The 16,656-nt window shown below is 44.5% G+C and carries 17 protein-coding genes; 3 read left to right on the top strand and 14 right to left on the bottom strand.

From position 1 onward, the window contains the following. Positions 1 to 191: 191 nt before the first annotated feature. Together VQ00_RS10420 and VQ00_RS10415 are read left to right on the top strand one after the other, a co-directional pair. A complete protein-coding gene (locus VQ00_RS10420) occupies positions 192 to 1,538 on the top strand; it encodes a hypothetical protein (RefSeq protein ID WP_046180072.1) in 1,347 nt (448 codons plus the stop codon). Positions 1,539 to 1,671: 133 nt separating this feature from the next. Further along, entirely contained in the window at positions 1,672 to 2,178 is a 507-nt protein-coding gene (locus VQ00_RS10415) for a shikimate kinase (protein WP_046180161.1), read from the top strand. Positions 2,179 to 2,225: 47 nt separating this feature from the next. Here the strand turns inward: VQ00_RS10415 and VQ00_RS10410 are convergent, their stop codons facing one another. The 10 genes from VQ00_RS10410 to VQ00_RS10365 form a co-directional block, all read right to left on the bottom strand. Further along, positions 2,226 to 3,179, bottom strand: coding sequence for a hydroxymethylglutaryl-CoA lyase (locus tag VQ00_RS10410; protein WP_046180071.1), 954 nt, complete (start codon positions 3,177 to 3,179; stop codon positions 2,226 to 2,228). A 3-nt stretch (positions 3,180 to 3,182) separates the two neighbouring features. After that, positions 3,183 to 4,391 (bottom strand): CaiB/BaiF CoA transferase family protein, encoded by a 1,209-nt coding sequence (locus VQ00_RS10405; protein ID WP_046180070.1) that lies wholly within the window; start codon positions 4,389 to 4,391, stop codon positions 3,183 to 3,185. Position 4,392: 1 nt separating this feature from the next. Next, positions 4,393 to 5,100: a FadR/GntR family transcriptional regulator gene (locus VQ00_RS10400; protein ID WP_052728477.1), complete on the bottom strand. Its 708-nt coding sequence runs from the start codon at positions 5,098 to 5,100 to the stop codon at positions 4,393 to 4,395. A 180-nt stretch (positions 5,101 to 5,280) separates the two neighbouring features. After that, positions 5,281 to 6,312, bottom strand: a complete 1,032-nt coding sequence (locus VQ00_RS10395) for a LacI family DNA-binding transcriptional regulator (protein WP_046180159.1) — start codon at positions 6,310 to 6,312, stop codon at positions 5,281 to 5,283. Positions 6,313 to 6,417: 105 nt separating this feature from the next. After that, a complete protein-coding gene (locus VQ00_RS10390) occupies positions 6,418 to 7,698 on the bottom strand; it encodes a TRAP transporter large permease subunit (RefSeq protein WP_046180069.1) in 1,281 nt (426 codons plus the stop codon). After that, a complete protein-coding gene (locus VQ00_RS10385; RefSeq protein WP_046180068.1) occupies positions 7,695 to 8,258 on the bottom strand; it encodes a TRAP transporter small permease in 564 nt (187 codons plus the stop codon). The genes VQ00_RS10390 and VQ00_RS10385 overlap by 4 nt, the downstream gene beginning before the upstream one ends. Positions 8,259 to 8,372: 114 nt before the next feature. Then, on the bottom strand, positions 8,373 to 9,383 hold the full coding sequence (locus VQ00_RS10380) for a TRAP transporter substrate-binding protein (protein ID WP_046180067.1): 1,011 nt from the start codon (positions 9,381 to 9,383) through the stop codon (positions 8,373 to 8,375). A 238-nt stretch (positions 9,384 to 9,621) separates the two neighbouring features. Further along, positions 9,622 to 10,833: a CynX/NimT family MFS transporter gene (locus VQ00_RS10375; protein WP_046180066.1), complete on the bottom strand. Its 1,212-nt coding sequence runs from the start codon at positions 10,831 to 10,833 to the stop codon at positions 9,622 to 9,624. 44 nt (positions 10,834 to 10,877) lie between these two features. Then, on the bottom strand, positions 10,878 to 11,621 hold the full coding sequence (locus VQ00_RS10370; RefSeq protein WP_425388366.1) for a TerC family protein: 744 nt from the start codon (positions 11,619 to 11,621) through the stop codon (positions 10,878 to 10,880). Positions 11,622 to 11,640: 19 nt separating this feature from the next. Then, positions 11,641 to 12,690 (bottom strand): lactonase family protein, encoded by a 1,050-nt coding sequence (locus VQ00_RS10365; protein ID WP_046180065.1) that lies wholly within the window; start codon positions 12,688 to 12,690, stop codon positions 11,641 to 11,643. A 234-nt stretch (positions 12,691 to 12,924) separates the two neighbouring features. Between VQ00_RS10365 and tlp the strand changes: the two genes are divergently transcribed. Further along, positions 12,925 to 13,149: a small acid-soluble spore protein Tlp gene (gene tlp / locus VQ00_RS10360; protein WP_046180064.1), complete on the top strand. Its 225-nt coding sequence runs from the start codon at positions 12,925 to 12,927 to the stop codon at positions 13,147 to 13,149. A 137-nt stretch (positions 13,150 to 13,286) separates the two neighbouring features. Here tlp and VQ00_RS10355 read toward each other — a convergent pair whose 3' ends face one another. The 4 genes from VQ00_RS10355 to VQ00_RS10340 all read right to left on the bottom strand — a co-directional run bounded on the left by VQ00_RS10355 (position 13,287) and on the right by VQ00_RS10340 (position 16,605). Continuing rightward, positions 13,287 to 14,165 carry an aldose 1-epimerase family protein gene (locus tag VQ00_RS10355; protein ID WP_046180063.1) on the bottom strand — a complete coding sequence of 293 codons (879 nt, stop codon included), beginning with the start codon at positions 14,163 to 14,165 and terminating at the stop codon, positions 13,287 to 13,289. A 29-nt stretch (positions 14,166 to 14,194) separates the two neighbouring features. Next, positions 14,195 to 15,250: an LLM class flavin-dependent oxidoreductase gene (locus VQ00_RS10350; RefSeq protein ID WP_046180062.1), complete on the bottom strand. Its 1,056-nt coding sequence runs from the start codon at positions 15,248 to 15,250 to the stop codon at positions 14,195 to 14,197. A gap of 216 nt (positions 15,251 to 15,466) precedes the next feature. Continuing rightward, the gene (locus tag VQ00_RS10345) at positions 15,467 to 16,003 is read right to left on the bottom strand and encodes a chromate transporter (protein WP_046180061.1); all 537 of its coding nucleotides are present in this window, start codon (positions 16,001 to 16,003) and stop codon (positions 15,467 to 15,469) included. Further along, positions 16,003 to 16,605, bottom strand: coding sequence for a chromate transporter (locus VQ00_RS10340; protein WP_245618098.1), 603 nt, complete (start codon positions 16,603 to 16,605; stop codon positions 16,003 to 16,005). The genes VQ00_RS10345 and VQ00_RS10340 overlap by 1 nt, the downstream gene beginning before the upstream one ends. Positions 16,606 to 16,656 lie beyond the last annotated feature (51 nt).

Genomic DNA, 16,656 nt, shown 5'->3' with positions numbered 1-16,656 from the left:
AATGAACGATCAAAATAAAAGACTTTCTTTATTGAAAGCGTTAACATCATCTTACATGAATTTATTTCATCGTGCAATACTTTTTACATTTTTCCGTTAACTATTTAGATGATCGAAATATTTCATGGACGGTTTTAAAAAACTTTGCTACGTTTAATTAATAATGGATCGATCCAGAAAGTGGTGAAAAAATGGTTTTAGTTCTATATCCCGCATTAATTATCTTATTTATACTGTCGGTTTTTATTAATGCTTCGTTGCTTCACTATATAGTTGGAGCTGTTGCCTTTTTGACACTCTTGACCGCTTCTTTAAGATCCCAAGGTCTCTACTTTTATTCAGGTCTTATTTTTTTTATTATTGGAGCCAGTCTTTTTTTCGTTCAAAATTTGCCCTGGTATTCTTTTTTCTTATATTTCGATTCAATGCTTGGCGTTATGTCTCTTTTTCTCGTGCTTCCTTTTTTAAATTCGATCATTCGCGTCGGCCATTACGATACAAACTTGAATGTTTTGCTCCGACGTGACATTCAGACGCTGGATAAGCTTTACCGTCGCAGTTTTATCGTTTCACACATGCTTGGGCTGTTTTTAAATATCGCGACAATTCCGCTTTTAAAAAATTCGCTTCAGCAAACGTTGAAAAAGCTGCCAAAAGAAACTGCGAACTCGTTTTTGTCCGGGAGTCTTTTACGCGGGTATGCACTGTGCCTTTCTTGGAGTCCTATGGAGGTCATGGTCAGTGCCTCACTCGATATGACTGGAAAAACGTACTATGAAGTGATCGTGCCGATGTTTTTGATCGTCTTGCTTTTCGCCGCAATCGACTACACTATTTCATTTTTTAAATACCGGGAATTCGGGCTGCACATTGCGGATGCGTTGCAATCAGCGGCGAATGTGAAACGAAAGATGATGGAAATGGGCGGCATGCTGCTGTTGTTTATTTTATTAACATCCGTTTTCCAGCACTTTTTCCAGAAAGGCTATTTGCTGTCTGTTGTCATTGTGATCATTCCGATTTCATTTTTTTGGGCGCTGCTCATTAAAAAGCAGAAACGTTACATACGCGTAACAATTCCCTACTGGAAAGAACGAACAGCAGGATTGTCCAATTATTTCTTTATGTTTTTAAGTGCAGGCTTATTTGTCAGCATGCTCGCAGAGTCCGGTGCCCTGTCCATTTTACAGGACGGGTTTCGCAGTGTATCCGATCAGACATTGCTGTTTTACTTTATGATCGGCTTGTATTTTTTTGTGACCTCACTGACTGGGTTTCACCCTCTTGTCTCGATTACATTGCTTGGGGAGCTGTTGCGGCCGGTACTGCCGGAAGTGGCTTCTGTATCATTGACGATCGTCCTCATTACATGCAGCCTGGCAACGGTCATGTACAGCCCATTTAATTTATCCGTATCTATTTTATCCGAACTTATGCGTGTCAATCCGTTTCACATTGTCCGCTGGAATGTACGATACGCTTTGCTTTATATGGGCGCCAGTATTTTAATTGCATACAGCATCGGGTTATTTTTTTAAAATTCCAAAAAATATTTACGATACTGCACGGCTGTACTATACTAAAAGGTAATTCATATTAGAGAGAGTAGTGTTTCGATTGAATAATGTGCGGACGTCTGCGAGACAGAAAACAATTGTGCTAATCGGTTTTATGGGTGTCGGCAAAACGACAGTCGGTGAGCTGGTGGCGAAGAAATTATACCGAACTTTTATTGATGTGGATAAAGAAATTGAAACAGATTTCGGCATGACCATTCCGGAAATCTTTGAGCAGCACGGCGAGCCTTTTTTTCGCGATTACGAACAGAAAAAAACGTGTTCACTGGCGCAGGAAAAGCTGAAAGTCCTGTCAATTGGCGGCGGAGCCTTTTTAAACCCGGATATTCGGAAGGCGTGCCTCGATCATTGCATCGTGTTTTACCTTGATGTCGCCTGGGAAGAATGGAAAGAGCGGCTTAATCTCTTAATTGACAGCCGGCCTATTTTGCAAAGCAAAAACATTTCTGAAATTGAAGAACTGTTTTATAAGCGGCAGAGTGCTTATGCGATTAACCATTCAAAGCTGTCGATCAATCACCGGTCCGCGGAAGAAGTGGCTGACTTTATCGTTGACTCGTTGAAATATGCATGGGAATTATACGAACCGAATAACGTATAAAAAAAGGACTGTCTCCTAGTTTGAGACAGTCCTTTTCAGATCGGATTTTAACCCATTTTTGCCTGTCCCTCGGGCTTAGGACTGAGTGTCGAACATGGACCGGCTTTCAGCATATAACTGCTATTCTGATCGGTTTTGCCGAGCAGCTGCTGTACGTCTTTTGCTGTTCCAATCATTTTGTCCAGATCAATGCCCGTTTTAATGCCCATTTCCTCGAATCCATGGACAAGGTCTTCTGTGGCAATATTGCCTGTAGCTCCCGGCGCATATGGACAGCCGCCAAGTCCCCCGACAGAGCTGTCAAAATGGATAACACCTTGCTGCATTGCCGCCACTGCGTTAGCAAACGCCATGCCGCGTGTGTTGTGAAGATGCATCGAAAACGTCATTTCAGGAAATTGCTGCTTTAATTGACCAAGATAGCTGTACACTTGTCGCGGATTGGCCATTCCCGTCGTATCTGCAAGCGATACTTCATCTATACCCATTTTAGTATATCGATCTAATACAGGCACTAAGCGGTCAACTGGCACAATGCCTTCATAGGGACATCCAAATGCTACAGAAATCGAACCGCCGACTTTTACGTTGTGCTTTGCTGCCAGCTCAATAATCGGCTCCAATGCATTTTGCGCCTCTTCCACGGTTGCATTCGCATTCGACAAGCTGTGTGAATCTGTTGCAGACAGCATAAGTTTCAGCTTTTTAATCCCGACATCAATGGCCCGCTGCGCGCCTTTTGCGTTTGGCACCAATGCGCGAAAGGCAATGCCGGTTAAGTCTTGTGAGCGCGATACCACTTCTTCTGCGTCTTTGAGCTGTGGAATCGCTTTTGGATGCACAAAAGACGTAATTTCCATTGACTTGACGCCTGTATCAGCCAGCCTGCGTATAATCTCCACTTTCGTATCAGTTGGAATCCAGTCATGCTCCGCCTGAAATCCGTCACGTGGCGCTACTTCACAAATCACAACTTTTTGAGGCAACAATAAATCATGCATTGGTTAAATAACCCCTTTCTCTTTTAAATCAGCCATTTTTTCGGCTGACAACCCTAATTTCCCGCTGAAAATCTCTTCATTATGCTCGCCAAGCTCCGGCGCCCGATAACGGATCGCACCCGGTGTAGCAGAGAAATTCGGCACAACCCCCGGTACTTTTACTTTGCCGAGGCGCGGATGCTCCACTTCAACAATATTTTGGCGCGCCGCATAATGAGGATCGTTGAAAATATCTTCAATGCTTAAAATCGGGCTGACCGGTACACCAAATGCATCCAGCTTTTCCTGCAGCTCCTGCTGTGTAAGCCCTTTAATAAAATCAATAACAATTTCCTGTACATCTGAATCATTTTGCAAGCGGACCGAATTTGTATAATAACGGTCATCTTCGAGCATATCCGTCCGGTTCATTGCTTCAGCCAGCCGGTTAAATGTAGAATCGGTGCTGCAAACGAGGACAACATACTTGCCATCTTTTGTTTCATACGTGCCGGCCGGGCTTGAATGACCCGCAAGTCCCGGGCTTCTGCCGCGTACTTTGCCGTTTTGATCGTACTCAGCAATTAAAAATTCAAGCATGCGGAAAATCGATTCATACAACCCCATTTCAACAACCTGGCCATCCCCGTCTTCATTCACATCACGATGATACAGTGCACTTACAGCCGCGAACGCTGCATAAATACCGGTAATGTAGTCAAGCAGTGAGTAGGAAGGGCTGACAGGCGGACGGTCCGGATAACCCTGCAAATACGTATGGCCGCTGAAGGCTGTCCCCGGTGTGCCAAATCCTGCTTTTTCACTGTAAGGACCTGTTTGTCCATAGCCAGAAACACGGATCAAAATTAATTTCGGGTTAACCGCTTTCAAAACATCGTATCCGAGTCCCCATTTTTCCAGCGTTCCTGGTCGGAAGTTTTCGATCAGTACGTCAATATCTTGAATTAATTTCAGGAAAAGTTCTTTCCCATCTTCCGAGTGAATGTTCAGCGTAACGGATTTTTTATTGCGGGCAAGACCCGGCCAGCGAAGCGCTTCTCCGTCCTTCCAAGGCCCTACCGTGCGGAGCGTATCGCCCTTATTTGGCAGCTCCACCTTTGTGACATCTGCCCCTAAATCCGCCAGTAATGTGGCCCCGAATGGAGCCGCGATCATTGTCGAAATGTCCAAAATTTGCACACCCGTTAACGGGCCAAAGTTCTTCCGTTCCATATTAATCCCTCTCTTTCAACACATTTTCACGTATATGGTGCAAGTGAACGTTCATCGCGTCTACAGCCGCCTGCGTATCTTTTCGCTTCACCGCGTTTAAAATGGCGCGATGTTCCTGAAGCGACTGCTCATACCGCTCTTCCGACTGTAATGTCTGCTTCCTGACCGGTCGATACATGCTTAAATTCGTTTCCATCAATGAAACAAAAACAAAGTTTTGTGTCGCTTCTGCCAGTGCCAGATGAAAGTTGCTGTCTGCATCGACTTTCTCGTCTGGATTCTTCAGCTTTTCTTCCATTGCTTTTAACGCTGCTTCCATTTTTTTAATATCTTTTTCTTCCGCCCGCTCACTCGCAAAAGCAGCAATGCTCGGTTCCAGTGCTTCCCGCGCCTCGATAAAATGCATCACAGCGGACTTCTCCAATACATCAACCGGATTAAAATGTACATTCACCGGTACGCGCTCGTCTACTTTTTGAATAAACCGCCCGCCTCCTGGCTTTGAAACGATCAGTCCTTCCGATTCCAGCACGCGGCACGCTTCCCGAAGTGATGTGCGGCTGCAGCCGAGTGTTTTGGCTAAATCCCGCTCTGCCGGCAGCCGGTCATTTGGTTTTAATTTTCCCTCTTTAATTAAATGCCGGATTTGCAGCACAATTTTTTCGTATATACGGGTGGTCCTCAGTTCATTGAACATCGTATCGCTCATGTTCAAAAGCCTCCTTTTTGGACTGTTGGGCTATTGGACAGTCCAATTTATAAATCAAGTATATTCTGTATTAAAAACCCGGTCAAGTAAATTCTTTCATAATTGACATTTGATATCCCAACGCCTGATCTCTTCACAAAAAGAAGAGGACTGTTTTACTTAATCAGTCCTCTTCTCTGTTTATAGATTCGGTTTTTTTCCGGAAGATGTCCGCACGAACAATTCCGGTTCTAGTATGATCCGTTCTTCTTCACGCGCCTGATCTTTAATCCGTTTATGAAGCAAGTTTGCCGCATTTGTACCGATATGCTTTGGAAATGATTCAACTGTTGTTAAGGATGGATAAAAAGTTGCCGCTTCTAGTACGTTATCAAATCCAACAACCGATAAATCAGTGCCCGGCTGAAGGTTCAATTCCCTCATCCGCTGCATTACGCCAAAGGCAACGAGATCATTAAAACAGAAAACTGCTGTCGGCGGATTATCATGTTTTAAACTAGCATCAAGCGCCTGAGCGCCGCCTTCTCGTGTAACCGGACTTTGAAAGATCAATGTCTCATCGATGGACAGATCTGCTTTTCCATGAGCAGCTGTATAGCCTTCAAACCGCTTTTTCCAGGCGGATGAATCTGAAAGACCACCTAAAAACGCGATTCGTGTATGTCCATTTTCGATTAAATGGTCAATCGCCATCTCAACACCTTTTTCGTAGTTAATGCCGACGTAATCGCAATGGAGATTTGGGATTTCGCGAACAGCGGTGACGATCGGAACATTCCACTGGCGTATTTTTTTAACAGTCGCCGGTGAGTTATCGGATACCGGACATAAGATCACACCGCCAACCCGATGCTCGAGCATCGTTGATAACAGCTTGTCCTGCTTGGCATCCGAATCAAACGTCGTCGCAAGAAAGACCGTATAGCCTTCTTTTTCAAGCTGGTGATGCACGCCTGTTAAAAATTCGGAGTAGTATGGATTGGCAAAGTCTGTGACAACAACCCCAATCGTAGACGAGCTTTGCGAGCGTAAATTAGCCGCTATCCGGTCATACACATAGCCGAGCTCCTGCATCGATGCCTGCACTTTTTTCTTCGTCGCTTCTGAAATGCTCGGGCTGTTCCGCACAATTAACGATGCTGTTGCCCTTGACACACCTGCATGGTCTGCTACTTGCTGCAGCGTTACACGTCCGCTTTTCTTTTTCATCATCCCCACCTGCCCGTTTCTCTTAACTTTTATTTTTATTATATAGAACACCGCTTACACATCAAAATAAAAATCACCCGCCCTCATAGAGCGGGTGAAGATCCTGCATCATTGTGAGAACCACTCAAGCGGCACAAGTACCAGTGAAGGGAATAAGATCAACAAAATTAAGATGATGACTTCAACGAGCAGGAAAGGCCATATCCCTTTCATCAGGTCTTCCATACTGATTTTACTGACTCCACACATGACATTTAAAACCGTTCCAACCGGCGGAGTAAGCAGCCCGATGGCATTATTCAAAATAAACAGGACACCAAAGTAAACAGGATCAATGCCAGCGGCTTCAACAAGCGGCATTAAAACGGGTGTTAAAATCAGGATTGTCGGTGTCATATCCATGGCCGTTCCAACAACAATGACCAGCAGGTTAATCATGATCAGTAAAAGGAGTGGCTTATCCAAAAACGGGCCCAGCATATCAATAACCATAGCAGGCAGATTCGCCACGGTAATCAGCCAGGATGAAACGAGTGCAGCTGCGACGAGGAACATGACGACACTGGTCATTTTTGCTGATTGCACAAACACATGGTATAAATCTTTTATTTTTAGTTCACGGTATACGACTACTCCTACAAATAATGCATAAACAGCCGCCACGACTGCCGCTTCCGTTGGCGTAAAGATCCCGAATTTTAATCCAACCACAATAATGATTGGAAGGAAAAGGGCCCAGATACCCTGACGAAGAGAAACAAGCATTTCTTTCACAGAAGCGCGCGGCTGGACAGCTACATTATCCTTGCGGGCAACAACCGCCCAAGTAATCGCCAGACCAACAGCCATCAATATACCTGGTACGATTCCGGCCATAAAAAGCTTGGTAATCGACACACCACTTGCTACCCCAAAGATAATAAAGCCGATACTCGGCGGAAGGACTGGAGCAATGATCCCGCCGGTTGCAATCAATCCGCTCGCTCGGTTTACGTCGTAACCCGCTTTGGCCATCATAGGGATTAAGACAGCACCCAGAGCAGCTGTATCCGCTACAGCTGAACCGGAAATACTCGCAAACAACAACGCTGCGATAATCGCTACATAGCCAAGGCCTCCTCTAATATGACCGACCATCGTCATTGCCATTTCAACGATCCGCCGTGATAATCCGCCCTGGTTCATTAACTCCCCAGCCAGCATAAAGAACGGGATCGCCAAAAGCGGGAAGCTGTCTGCTCCGCTGATTAAGTTTTGTGCAATGATCTGGCTGTCGAAAATACCAAGGACATACATTAAGACAACGCTGCTGACGAGAAGAGCAAACGCAATAGGCATGCCCAGTGCCATAGCTCCAAGCAGGGAGCCAACAAATACACCGATCGTCATCCTTGCTTCTCCTCCTTTCTAAACAGATGATCATCTTCATCATACAATGCGATCAGCTCTTCCGATTCGCTAGTTTTCACCATCTCTTCTTCAGTGATTTTGTTAAAGAAGATTCGATATAAATTGTAAATACATATTAGGCCCATAGAAAGACTTACAATGATACCTGTACCGTATACAACGGCCATTGGCATACCAGTGGCCGGCGCTGTACTGCCTAAGTTAAGCATTGTCATCTTCCAGCTTCCATCGAGGATGAGGATAAGGACAAATAACATAAGCAGTTCACTAATTGTGAGAACCACTTTTTTCATCTTGTTAGGCAGCCTTTTAATCAGCATATCTACACCCAAATGATCCTTGTTTTTAAACGCGCCAATGGCTCCGAGAAATGTCAGCCAAATAAAAAGATACCGTGACATTTCTTCCGACCACGTAATTCCCGAGTTAAACAAATAACGGAGAACAACATTGCCAAAGACAAGAACGACCATAATGGCTAACGCGACAGCCATAACAATGTTCAACGAATTCTCTAAGTATCTCGATATTTTATTCATTTCTTCTCCTCCTCTCCAGCTAAAGCAAACTTAAATAAAAGTGTTTCATTATCATTCTTTTTTGAGAAAGAAAGCTAAGGGACATTTACATTCCTTAGCTTTCTTTTACGTTATTTATTTGACTTCATTCATAATTTGATCAACGAGTTCTTCCCCAACTTTTGATGTGTACTTGCTATAAACTTCCTTCGCTTTATCTTCAAAGCCTTTTCGTGCTTCTTCAGAAAGCTCTGTTACTGTCATTCCTTCTTCTTCAAGGATTGCAAAGGCTTCTTCGCTCTCTTTTTGGTTCAGTTCACGCTGGTAGTCTCTTGCTTCTTCGGATGCTTTCGTCACGATTTCTTTTTCTTCATCAGATAATGTCTTCATAAATTTGTCGCTAATCATAAAAACGCTCGCATTGTAAATGTGGTCCGTTTTTGTTACATAATCCTGTACTTCATAAAAATTTCCAGTTGTAATATTGCCTGCAGGATTTTCTTGACCATCTACGACTCCCTGCTCAAGCCCTGTAAATAATTCTGTGTATGGCATTGGAGAAGGATTTGCACCTAAGGTTTTCCAAAGATCAATATGAAGTTCACTTTCAAGCGTTCTGATTTTCAAACCTTTAACGTCTTCTACTGACTTTACTTCACGCTTATTATTTGTTAACTGTCTAAAGCCGTTTTCCCAATAGTTTAAACCAACAATTCCTTGGCTATCGAGCTTTGTTAACAAGTCTGTTCCAATTTCGCCGTCGAGTACTTTATAAGCTGTTTCTTCATCTTTAAACAAGTATGGGAAATCCAGCACTTCAAATTCTTTAACAAAACCAGCAATTGGACCTGATGACATTGTCGTTCCTTGAATAGAATTCATTTTCAAACCTTCAAATACAACACGGTCACCGCCAAGCTGTCCGTCCGGGTACACTTCAACTTTAATCGATCCATTCGTTTCTTCTTCAACAATTTCCTTAAACTTATCAAGACCTTTTGTTAAAGAACGGTCTTTCGATGTGGCAACTGCCATTTTCATCGTTTTTACTTCAGCCGCGCCACCGCTTTCACTTTCACCAGAACCAGAACAAGCTGCCAGAATCATCATTGTCATTGTCACAAGCAAAACTATTAATTTCTTCATTTTCCTACCCCCTTGTTTTTTCAAAAATAAGATAGCGCTTTCAAAAATCCGCATTTTTTAGATCGATCTAAAATTTAAGTAAAAAAATTAGATCGATCTAATTTAAAGCAATACTTTTCCACACCTTTTGCGGAAGGTTGAGTATTGTAAGTAAGCGCTTCGTTTTTTTCATTCTATCCTAATCTTTTGAAAATTACAACGGTCTTTTTTTATTTTTTTAAAATAGAAAAGCCTCTTATCAAGGCTTTTCTGTCACATACCCCTCCTTCCCCGCTCCCATTCCCGCAATAAAAAGACCCATGACGGCTGCGATTAAAAGCAAAAGAGGGACCGTCCATCCATTCATCATGTCATGAAGCGCGCCAAATAAAGCCGGACCTAATGCCGCGAATAGATAGCCGGCAGATTGCGCCATTCCGGATAAATCAGCGGCTTCAAAGGAATTTCTTGTCCGCAAACTGAAAAACATCATCGCCAGGCTAAATGCACAACCTCCTGCGGCGCCAATTAACATTACCCAAACCAAAATCCATTCTGTCCATTCGAATAAAATACCGCTCAGGCCCATCATCATAAACAAAGCTGCCACAATAACGAGTGGCTGCTGATTTTTCATTCGACCTGCAAGAATCGGTACGATAAATGTAAACGGCAGCTGCGTAAATTGAACAATGGAAAGCATCCACCCTGCTGATTCCGCATCAAGTCCCTGTTCTTGTAAAATATCAGGCAGCCAGGCAACAAATGAATAAAACAAAAGAGACTGAATACCCATAAATGCGGTTACTTTCCAGGCAAGGGCCGAGCCTTTCAGTGACGTTTTTTTGTACACGCTTTGTCCGGCTTTTAATGGTCGTCGAATGTAGCGCCACTGCGTGAGCCAGATCAGGATAGCGGCGCACGCCAGTATAACCGAAAAGCCTAGTGCTGCCCGCCAGCCAAGGTTACTTGAAGCAGCGATTGGAATGCTGAAACCGGAAGCGAGTGCTCCCGACAAGTTCATTGACGTTGCATAAAAACCGGTCATAAGCCCTATTTTATGAGCGAAATTCAGTTTGACAAGTGCCGGCATAATGACGTTGCAAAGCGCAATAGCGATCCCAAGCAGAACGGTGCCTGAAAACAAACCGGCTGCGCTCCCGGATGGCCGCAGCAGCAGGCCGGCTGTTAAAAGAAGCAGGGCACTGAACAGCACTGCTTCCATGCCGAATTTTCGCGCCAGCTTAGAAGCAAACGGCGACAATATGGCAAACGCCAGCAGCGGAATAGTTGTCAGAGCACCTGCCGCTATACTAGATATATGTAAGTCGTCCCGGATAATGGTTGTGAGCGGTCCGACGGAGGTGATCGGAGACCGCATATTCAGTGCCAGCAAAATAATACTGAACAGCAGAAAAAGCTGCCCGGTCTTTGAACGCTCTTGTTCTCTTTGATATGTTTGGCTGCTCATTGTTTTTTCCTTTCCCGCTGTACTCTCTCAAAAAAACCCTGCCACTAATTGGCAAGGTTTCGTCGAATAAGATGAACGATAAACGTCCCTATAAACGCCATCGCCAAAATAATAAAGAAAATCGTATGGCTTATTTCGATATGCACAACGCTCAACAGCATTTTTGCCGATATAATCGCAATTAAAACATAAGCAGTCGTTTCCAGCTCTGGAATCCGGTCGATTAATTTAATAAACACACCTGCTACTGTCCGCATCATGAGGACACCAAGCATCCCGCCAAGAAGCAAAATCCACACTTCTTTGCTGATGCCAAATGCCGCCAAAACGCTATCGACCGAAAACGCAATATCCATCAATTCGACCGCTGCGACAGTTCCCCAAAACGGACCAAACATCCGCACTAAAAACCCCATTTTGTTCCTGTCGCCGGACAGTTCTTCTTCGCTGCCTTTTTTAAAATGGCTGAAAGACAGCCATGCTAAATAAAGGGCGCCAAGAATTTTCACCCATTGGATTTCCATCAGCCAAACACCAAGACCGATTGCGATAAAACGAAACGTATATGCACCCAAAAGCCCGTAAAATAAGGCCTTTTTTCGTTTTTCTTCCGGCAAATGGCGTACCATCACAGCTAATACAAGCGCGTTATCCGCCGATAAAAGGCCTTCTAGCACAACGAGGGTACCAATTAACCCCCAGCTGACCGGGTCTGTTAAAACACGTATCCACATATCCCAGTCGAAAAAAGAGGCGTACGTATGAACGATGCTGTCGATTGCACCCAATTTAAAGGCCTTCTTTCACTTAATTTCCTTTTAGAAAGGTGACACAAACACCTTCTGGTACCGTTACTTCCGAATTCGCTGGAGTTAGCCGGCCTGTTTCCGCTCCACGTTTAAATAAAACGACATTGTGTGTCTTTTCGTGAGCGACAATTAAAAACATTTCTGTCGGGTCTAAATCAAAATCACGCGGCCAATCGCCTTTTGTCGAAACAATTTCCACTAAACGAACATCACGACCGTCCTCAAGCGTTTCAAATACCGCAATGCTGTTATGTCCACGATTGCCTGCATAAACAAAGCGGCCATCAGACGAAATACGAATCGCACTTCCTTGGCTGTTTTTTGTAAAATCAGCTGGGATCGTTTTGTAAGAAGCAAGCTGCTCAAACGTCCCATCCTGTTCGTTAAATGCCAGCACCAGCACTTCATTACTTAATTCTGTCATCACGTATGCGACGCATTCAGTTGGATGAAAGACGATGTGACGGGGACCAGCTCCAGGCTCTGCATTGAAAACGGCTTTTTTCAATAAATCTTCTCCCGCTACTTCATATGTCACAATTTCATCTGTTCCAAGATCGACTGCAATGACGTAACGCTCATCTTTTGTTGTGCCAAAAAAGTGTGTATGCGCTTTTTCCTGACGATCCGGATTCGGGCCTGTCCCTTCGTGCGTCGCCACATCAAGCAAATCAACCAATTTACCCGTTTCTGCGTTAATGCTGTACATTTCCGCTGTGCCAGTATGATATTGGGCTGTAAAGGCACGCGTTCCATTTTTATTAAGAGTGACGTGACACGGTACCCCTTCACTATCAAGCACATCATTCAGCTTATGAAGCTGGCCGTTATCGATTGAAAACGCCGCAAGTCCGCCGCCTTTTCCGCCTTTTTCTACTGCGTATAAAAACTTCTCGTTTTCACTGATCGTTACGTATGTTGAATTGTTTACTTCCGCTGCAACTGCTGCGTTTGAAAGCTCGGCTTTTTCTGTATCAAGCTCGAACGTATGAATTCCTTTTCCATCCTGCTTTGTATAGGTTCCTATAAACCCTGTATAGATCGTCATGAAAGTGCCTCCGTTTCATATATCGTTCCTCTTTTTCATTATATACGACACAACTATTATACACCACGAAACTTAAATAAGTCTTTGTTGTTGTTTTGTCAAAAAAAATCCACACATTATTATTGTGGCGTTGCTATTGACTGTGAAAAGGAGCGCTCCTTATTTAGAATAAACAGCTGTTAAATGGGGATTCTATTGCTGTACTGCCTGAAAATGATAAAGGAGGATCTCTTCATGTCACATCAACGCCCGAAACCAGATGATCGTTCTGACAACGTTGAAAAGCTGAAAGATATGGTACAAAACACGATTGGAAACATTGAAGCAGCCGAGGAAACGATGGGTTTTGCAAATGAGAAAGAACGCGCGGCCATTAAAGCGAAAAATGCCCGCCGTGAAGAAAGTATTGAAGGTATGCGCAGCGAAATTCGGGATGAAGCCGCAGCGCGGAAAAAATAATGTAGTCCAAAATCATAAAAAGCGGGGTTGTCTCAAGTTAATTGAAACATCCCCGCTTTTCTTTTAGCAATACATTCAGGAAATTTTTCAAACTGTCCGGCCGTCTTTAACAGACTGACCAGACAGTTTTTTTGCTTTTAGATAAATGTAATTGTATAGTCTGCTTCAAAACGGCCGCCTTTTTCAAGCTTGTTTACACCCATTTTTTCATCTAGTTTTCCAGTCGTGTCCACCGTGTCGGCAATGCCGTACCACGGTTCAATGCAGACAAAGGGAGCCATCGTGCCTTGTGATTGATTGTAGCTTGACCAAATGCCGACAAATGGAAAACCAGTTAAATCAACATCAACGCCGTGACCGGTTTGATTAGAAGTAAGCGAAACACGATCGATGTGGCTGTAAATAAACGCATCATTTTTGAACAAGGATGCCTGAATAGAAATCGGCTCAATGCTTTCGACGGATTCTTTTTCTTTCACTAATGATTCGACCAGTTCATATTGCGTCACCCGCTTGCCCGGTGCCTTTGTAAAATTGAGTGTGTAGTCTGCCGCTTTGTCCTCACTTGTGAGCGGCACGTTAAAAGCGGGATGGGCACCAATGGAAAAATACATCGTTTCACCCTGCATATTGTGAATTTCCCAGCGGACATTTACTGATTGTTCGTTCAGCGTATAATGAATAACGGCTTGAAACCGGTATGGATAAACATCTAAAAAAGCGTCCGATGATTCGAAAACAAAAGAAACGTGATCTGCATCCTGCTCCTGTACAGAAAACTCTACATCGCGCAGAAAACCGTGCTGTGATAGGTGATAGGACTTTCCATTTAACTTATACTGATCTTTCTTCAGCCGGCCGACAATAGGAAACAGCACCGGTGAAACGCGGCCCCAATAGGTGCTGTCGCCGTTCCACATATAACGCAGCCCTGTTTTTTTGCCTATGACCTCCCGCAACTCCGCACCGGACGTGGCAATGCTGACTTTTAGTTCTTCATTTTCAAGAATGATCATCGATAAACTCCTTTCCTATCCCTAAAATATTATTGCTTTTCTTCTGCTTCCCATTTGGCCACTTCTTCTCGTACGATCGGTGCTACTTCTTTGCCTAACAGTTCAATGGCTTTCATCACGAGATCATGCGGCATCGTGCCAACCGGGACGTGAAGCATAAAACGGGTAACACCGACATGTTTACGAAGATGAATAATTTTTTGGGCGACTGTTTTCGGATCTCCAACGTATAACGCACCTTCAAAGCTGCGGGCCGCATCAAAGCTCGACCGGTTGTATGGCCCCCATCCACGCTCTCGTCCAAGGTTGTTCATGACAGCTTGTGTAGACGGGAAAAACTGATCCGCCGCAAGCTCCGTGTTTTCCGCAATAAACCCATGTGAATGTGATGCAACCGGCAGTGTTTCTGGATCATGCCCCGCGTGAACCGCGGCTTTTTTATAAAGCTCTACAAGCGGAGCAAACTGTACCGGACTGCCGCCGATAATCGCCAGCACTAGCGGCAAACCAAGCAGACCAGCACGAATAACAGATTCCTGATTGCCACCGCTGCCGACCCAGACAGGAAGCGGGTCCTGCACCGGACGCGGATATACGCCCAAATGGTTGATGGACGCACGGTGCTTACCTTGCCACGTCACTTTTTCGGATTCTCTAATTTTCAATAATAAATCCAGCTTTTCTTCAAACAGCTCATTATAATCTTGCAGATCATAGCCGAAGAGCGGAAAGGACTCAATAAACGATCCGCGTCCCGCCATAATTTCCGCACGGCCGTTTGATAGGGCATCGAGTGTCGCAAAATCCTGGAACACCCGCACTGGATCAGCTGAGGATAGCACTGTCACCGCACTCGTCAGCCGAATGCGCTTTGTCTGTGTTGCCGCCGCGGCCAGCACGACTGCTGGAGAAGACGCCGCATAGTCACTGCGGTGATGTTCACCCACGCCAAACACATCAAGCCCTACTTCATCTGCCAAAATAATTTCTTCTACCACTTCACGCAGCCGCTGTGCATGGCTGACGACTTCGCCTGTTTCCACATCAGGCGTCGTTTCCACAAATGTGCTTATACCTATTTCCACTAATTCCCCTTCTTTCCATTACCTTTTATTTTCTCTTTTTAAAAGTACCATGATTTTTTCATTCAACAAACTATTTTGGGTTTTAACGATTAAATGCCCAAAGTCTTTATTTTATTCTTACTCTTAATCAAAAAGAACCAAAAATAAAATGAGAGTCGGATTCTATCTAGCTGGAATCCAAAACCACAGCCACGGAATCCGGCTCGAGAAAGATAGTTATGAATAAAACGCCATCCCCACAAGTCCAGCCATGGCAATGACATACGCCGGATGTGTCCCTCTTTTCACTAATGAATAAAGAGACACGATAAAAATTCCCGTTAAACTCGCCACATGCAAGTTTACTTCCGCTGCCATGCCGGTTGACAGCGCGAATTTTACGGACGCAAAAAGAATAAGTGCAATGACAACAGGGCGCAAACCATAAAAAATAGATTTCATGACACGGTTGTGATTCAAACGGTTAAAAAATGAGGCGACGATTAACACAAGAATAAGTGATGGAAGGACCATCGCAAGAGCAGATATTGCCGCTCCCGCCCAGCCTGCCATTTGATAGCCGGTGAAGACGGCGGTATTTGTCGCAATCGGTCCAGGTGACATGCCGGCAATCGCAACAATGTCAGTAAATTTCTGCGTTGTCATCCAGCCCTGCCAGACAACTTCCGTTTCAATAACGGGAATAATGGCGTAACCGCCGCCAAATGAAACGAGGCCAGTGAGAAAAAAAGTCTTAAATAACAGCCAGAGCATTAGATATCCGCCCCCATGAAATACTCAATCTGCTGTTCATGGTCATCCACTGCCGTTTCGATGCCTAGCCGGTCTTTAATGCCGATAAGCAGGATACCGGACACCGCGCCTAACGCGATAACGAAAACAGGGTGAAAACGAAAAAACAGGAGCAACATGAAAGCAGCTGCCGCAACAGCGAATGTCGTTTTGTCTACAACCGCGCTTTTGCGCATTTTGAACGCCGCGAACACAATGAGCGCCACAACCGCGGGGCGGATGCCTTCAAATGCCGCTTCCACTTTCGGATGCCCGCTGAAAAAGACATAAAAAATGCTGAGCGCAACCACGATAAAAAACGTCGGAATCATGACACCGATTGTAGCAGCAATGGCCCCGGTGATCCCTGCGATCCGGTAGCCGATAAACGTGGCCGCGTTAATCGCGATCGCGCCCGGAATGGAACCGGCCAGCGCAAATAAGTCGGTCACTTCTTCTTCCTCAAGCCAGCGCTTTTCCTCAACGACTTCCCGCTGAATAACCGGGATCATCGCATAGCCGCCGCCAAATGTAATTGGTGATAGTTTAAAAAAGGTCAGAAAAATTTGAAATAATAGCTTCATCATCATCACCTCTTCTTTTCATTTTACCACCGCCCATTTTCAAATTCCCGG

It is taken from the genome of Domibacillus tundrae, assembly GCF_000970675.1.
Taxonomy (GTDB): Bacteria; Bacillota; Bacilli; order Bacillales; family Domibacillaceae; genus Domibacillus; species Domibacillus tundrae.
The sequence above is the reverse complement of the archived record's forward strand: the minus strand, read 5'-3'. Positions and strand labels throughout refer to the sequence as shown.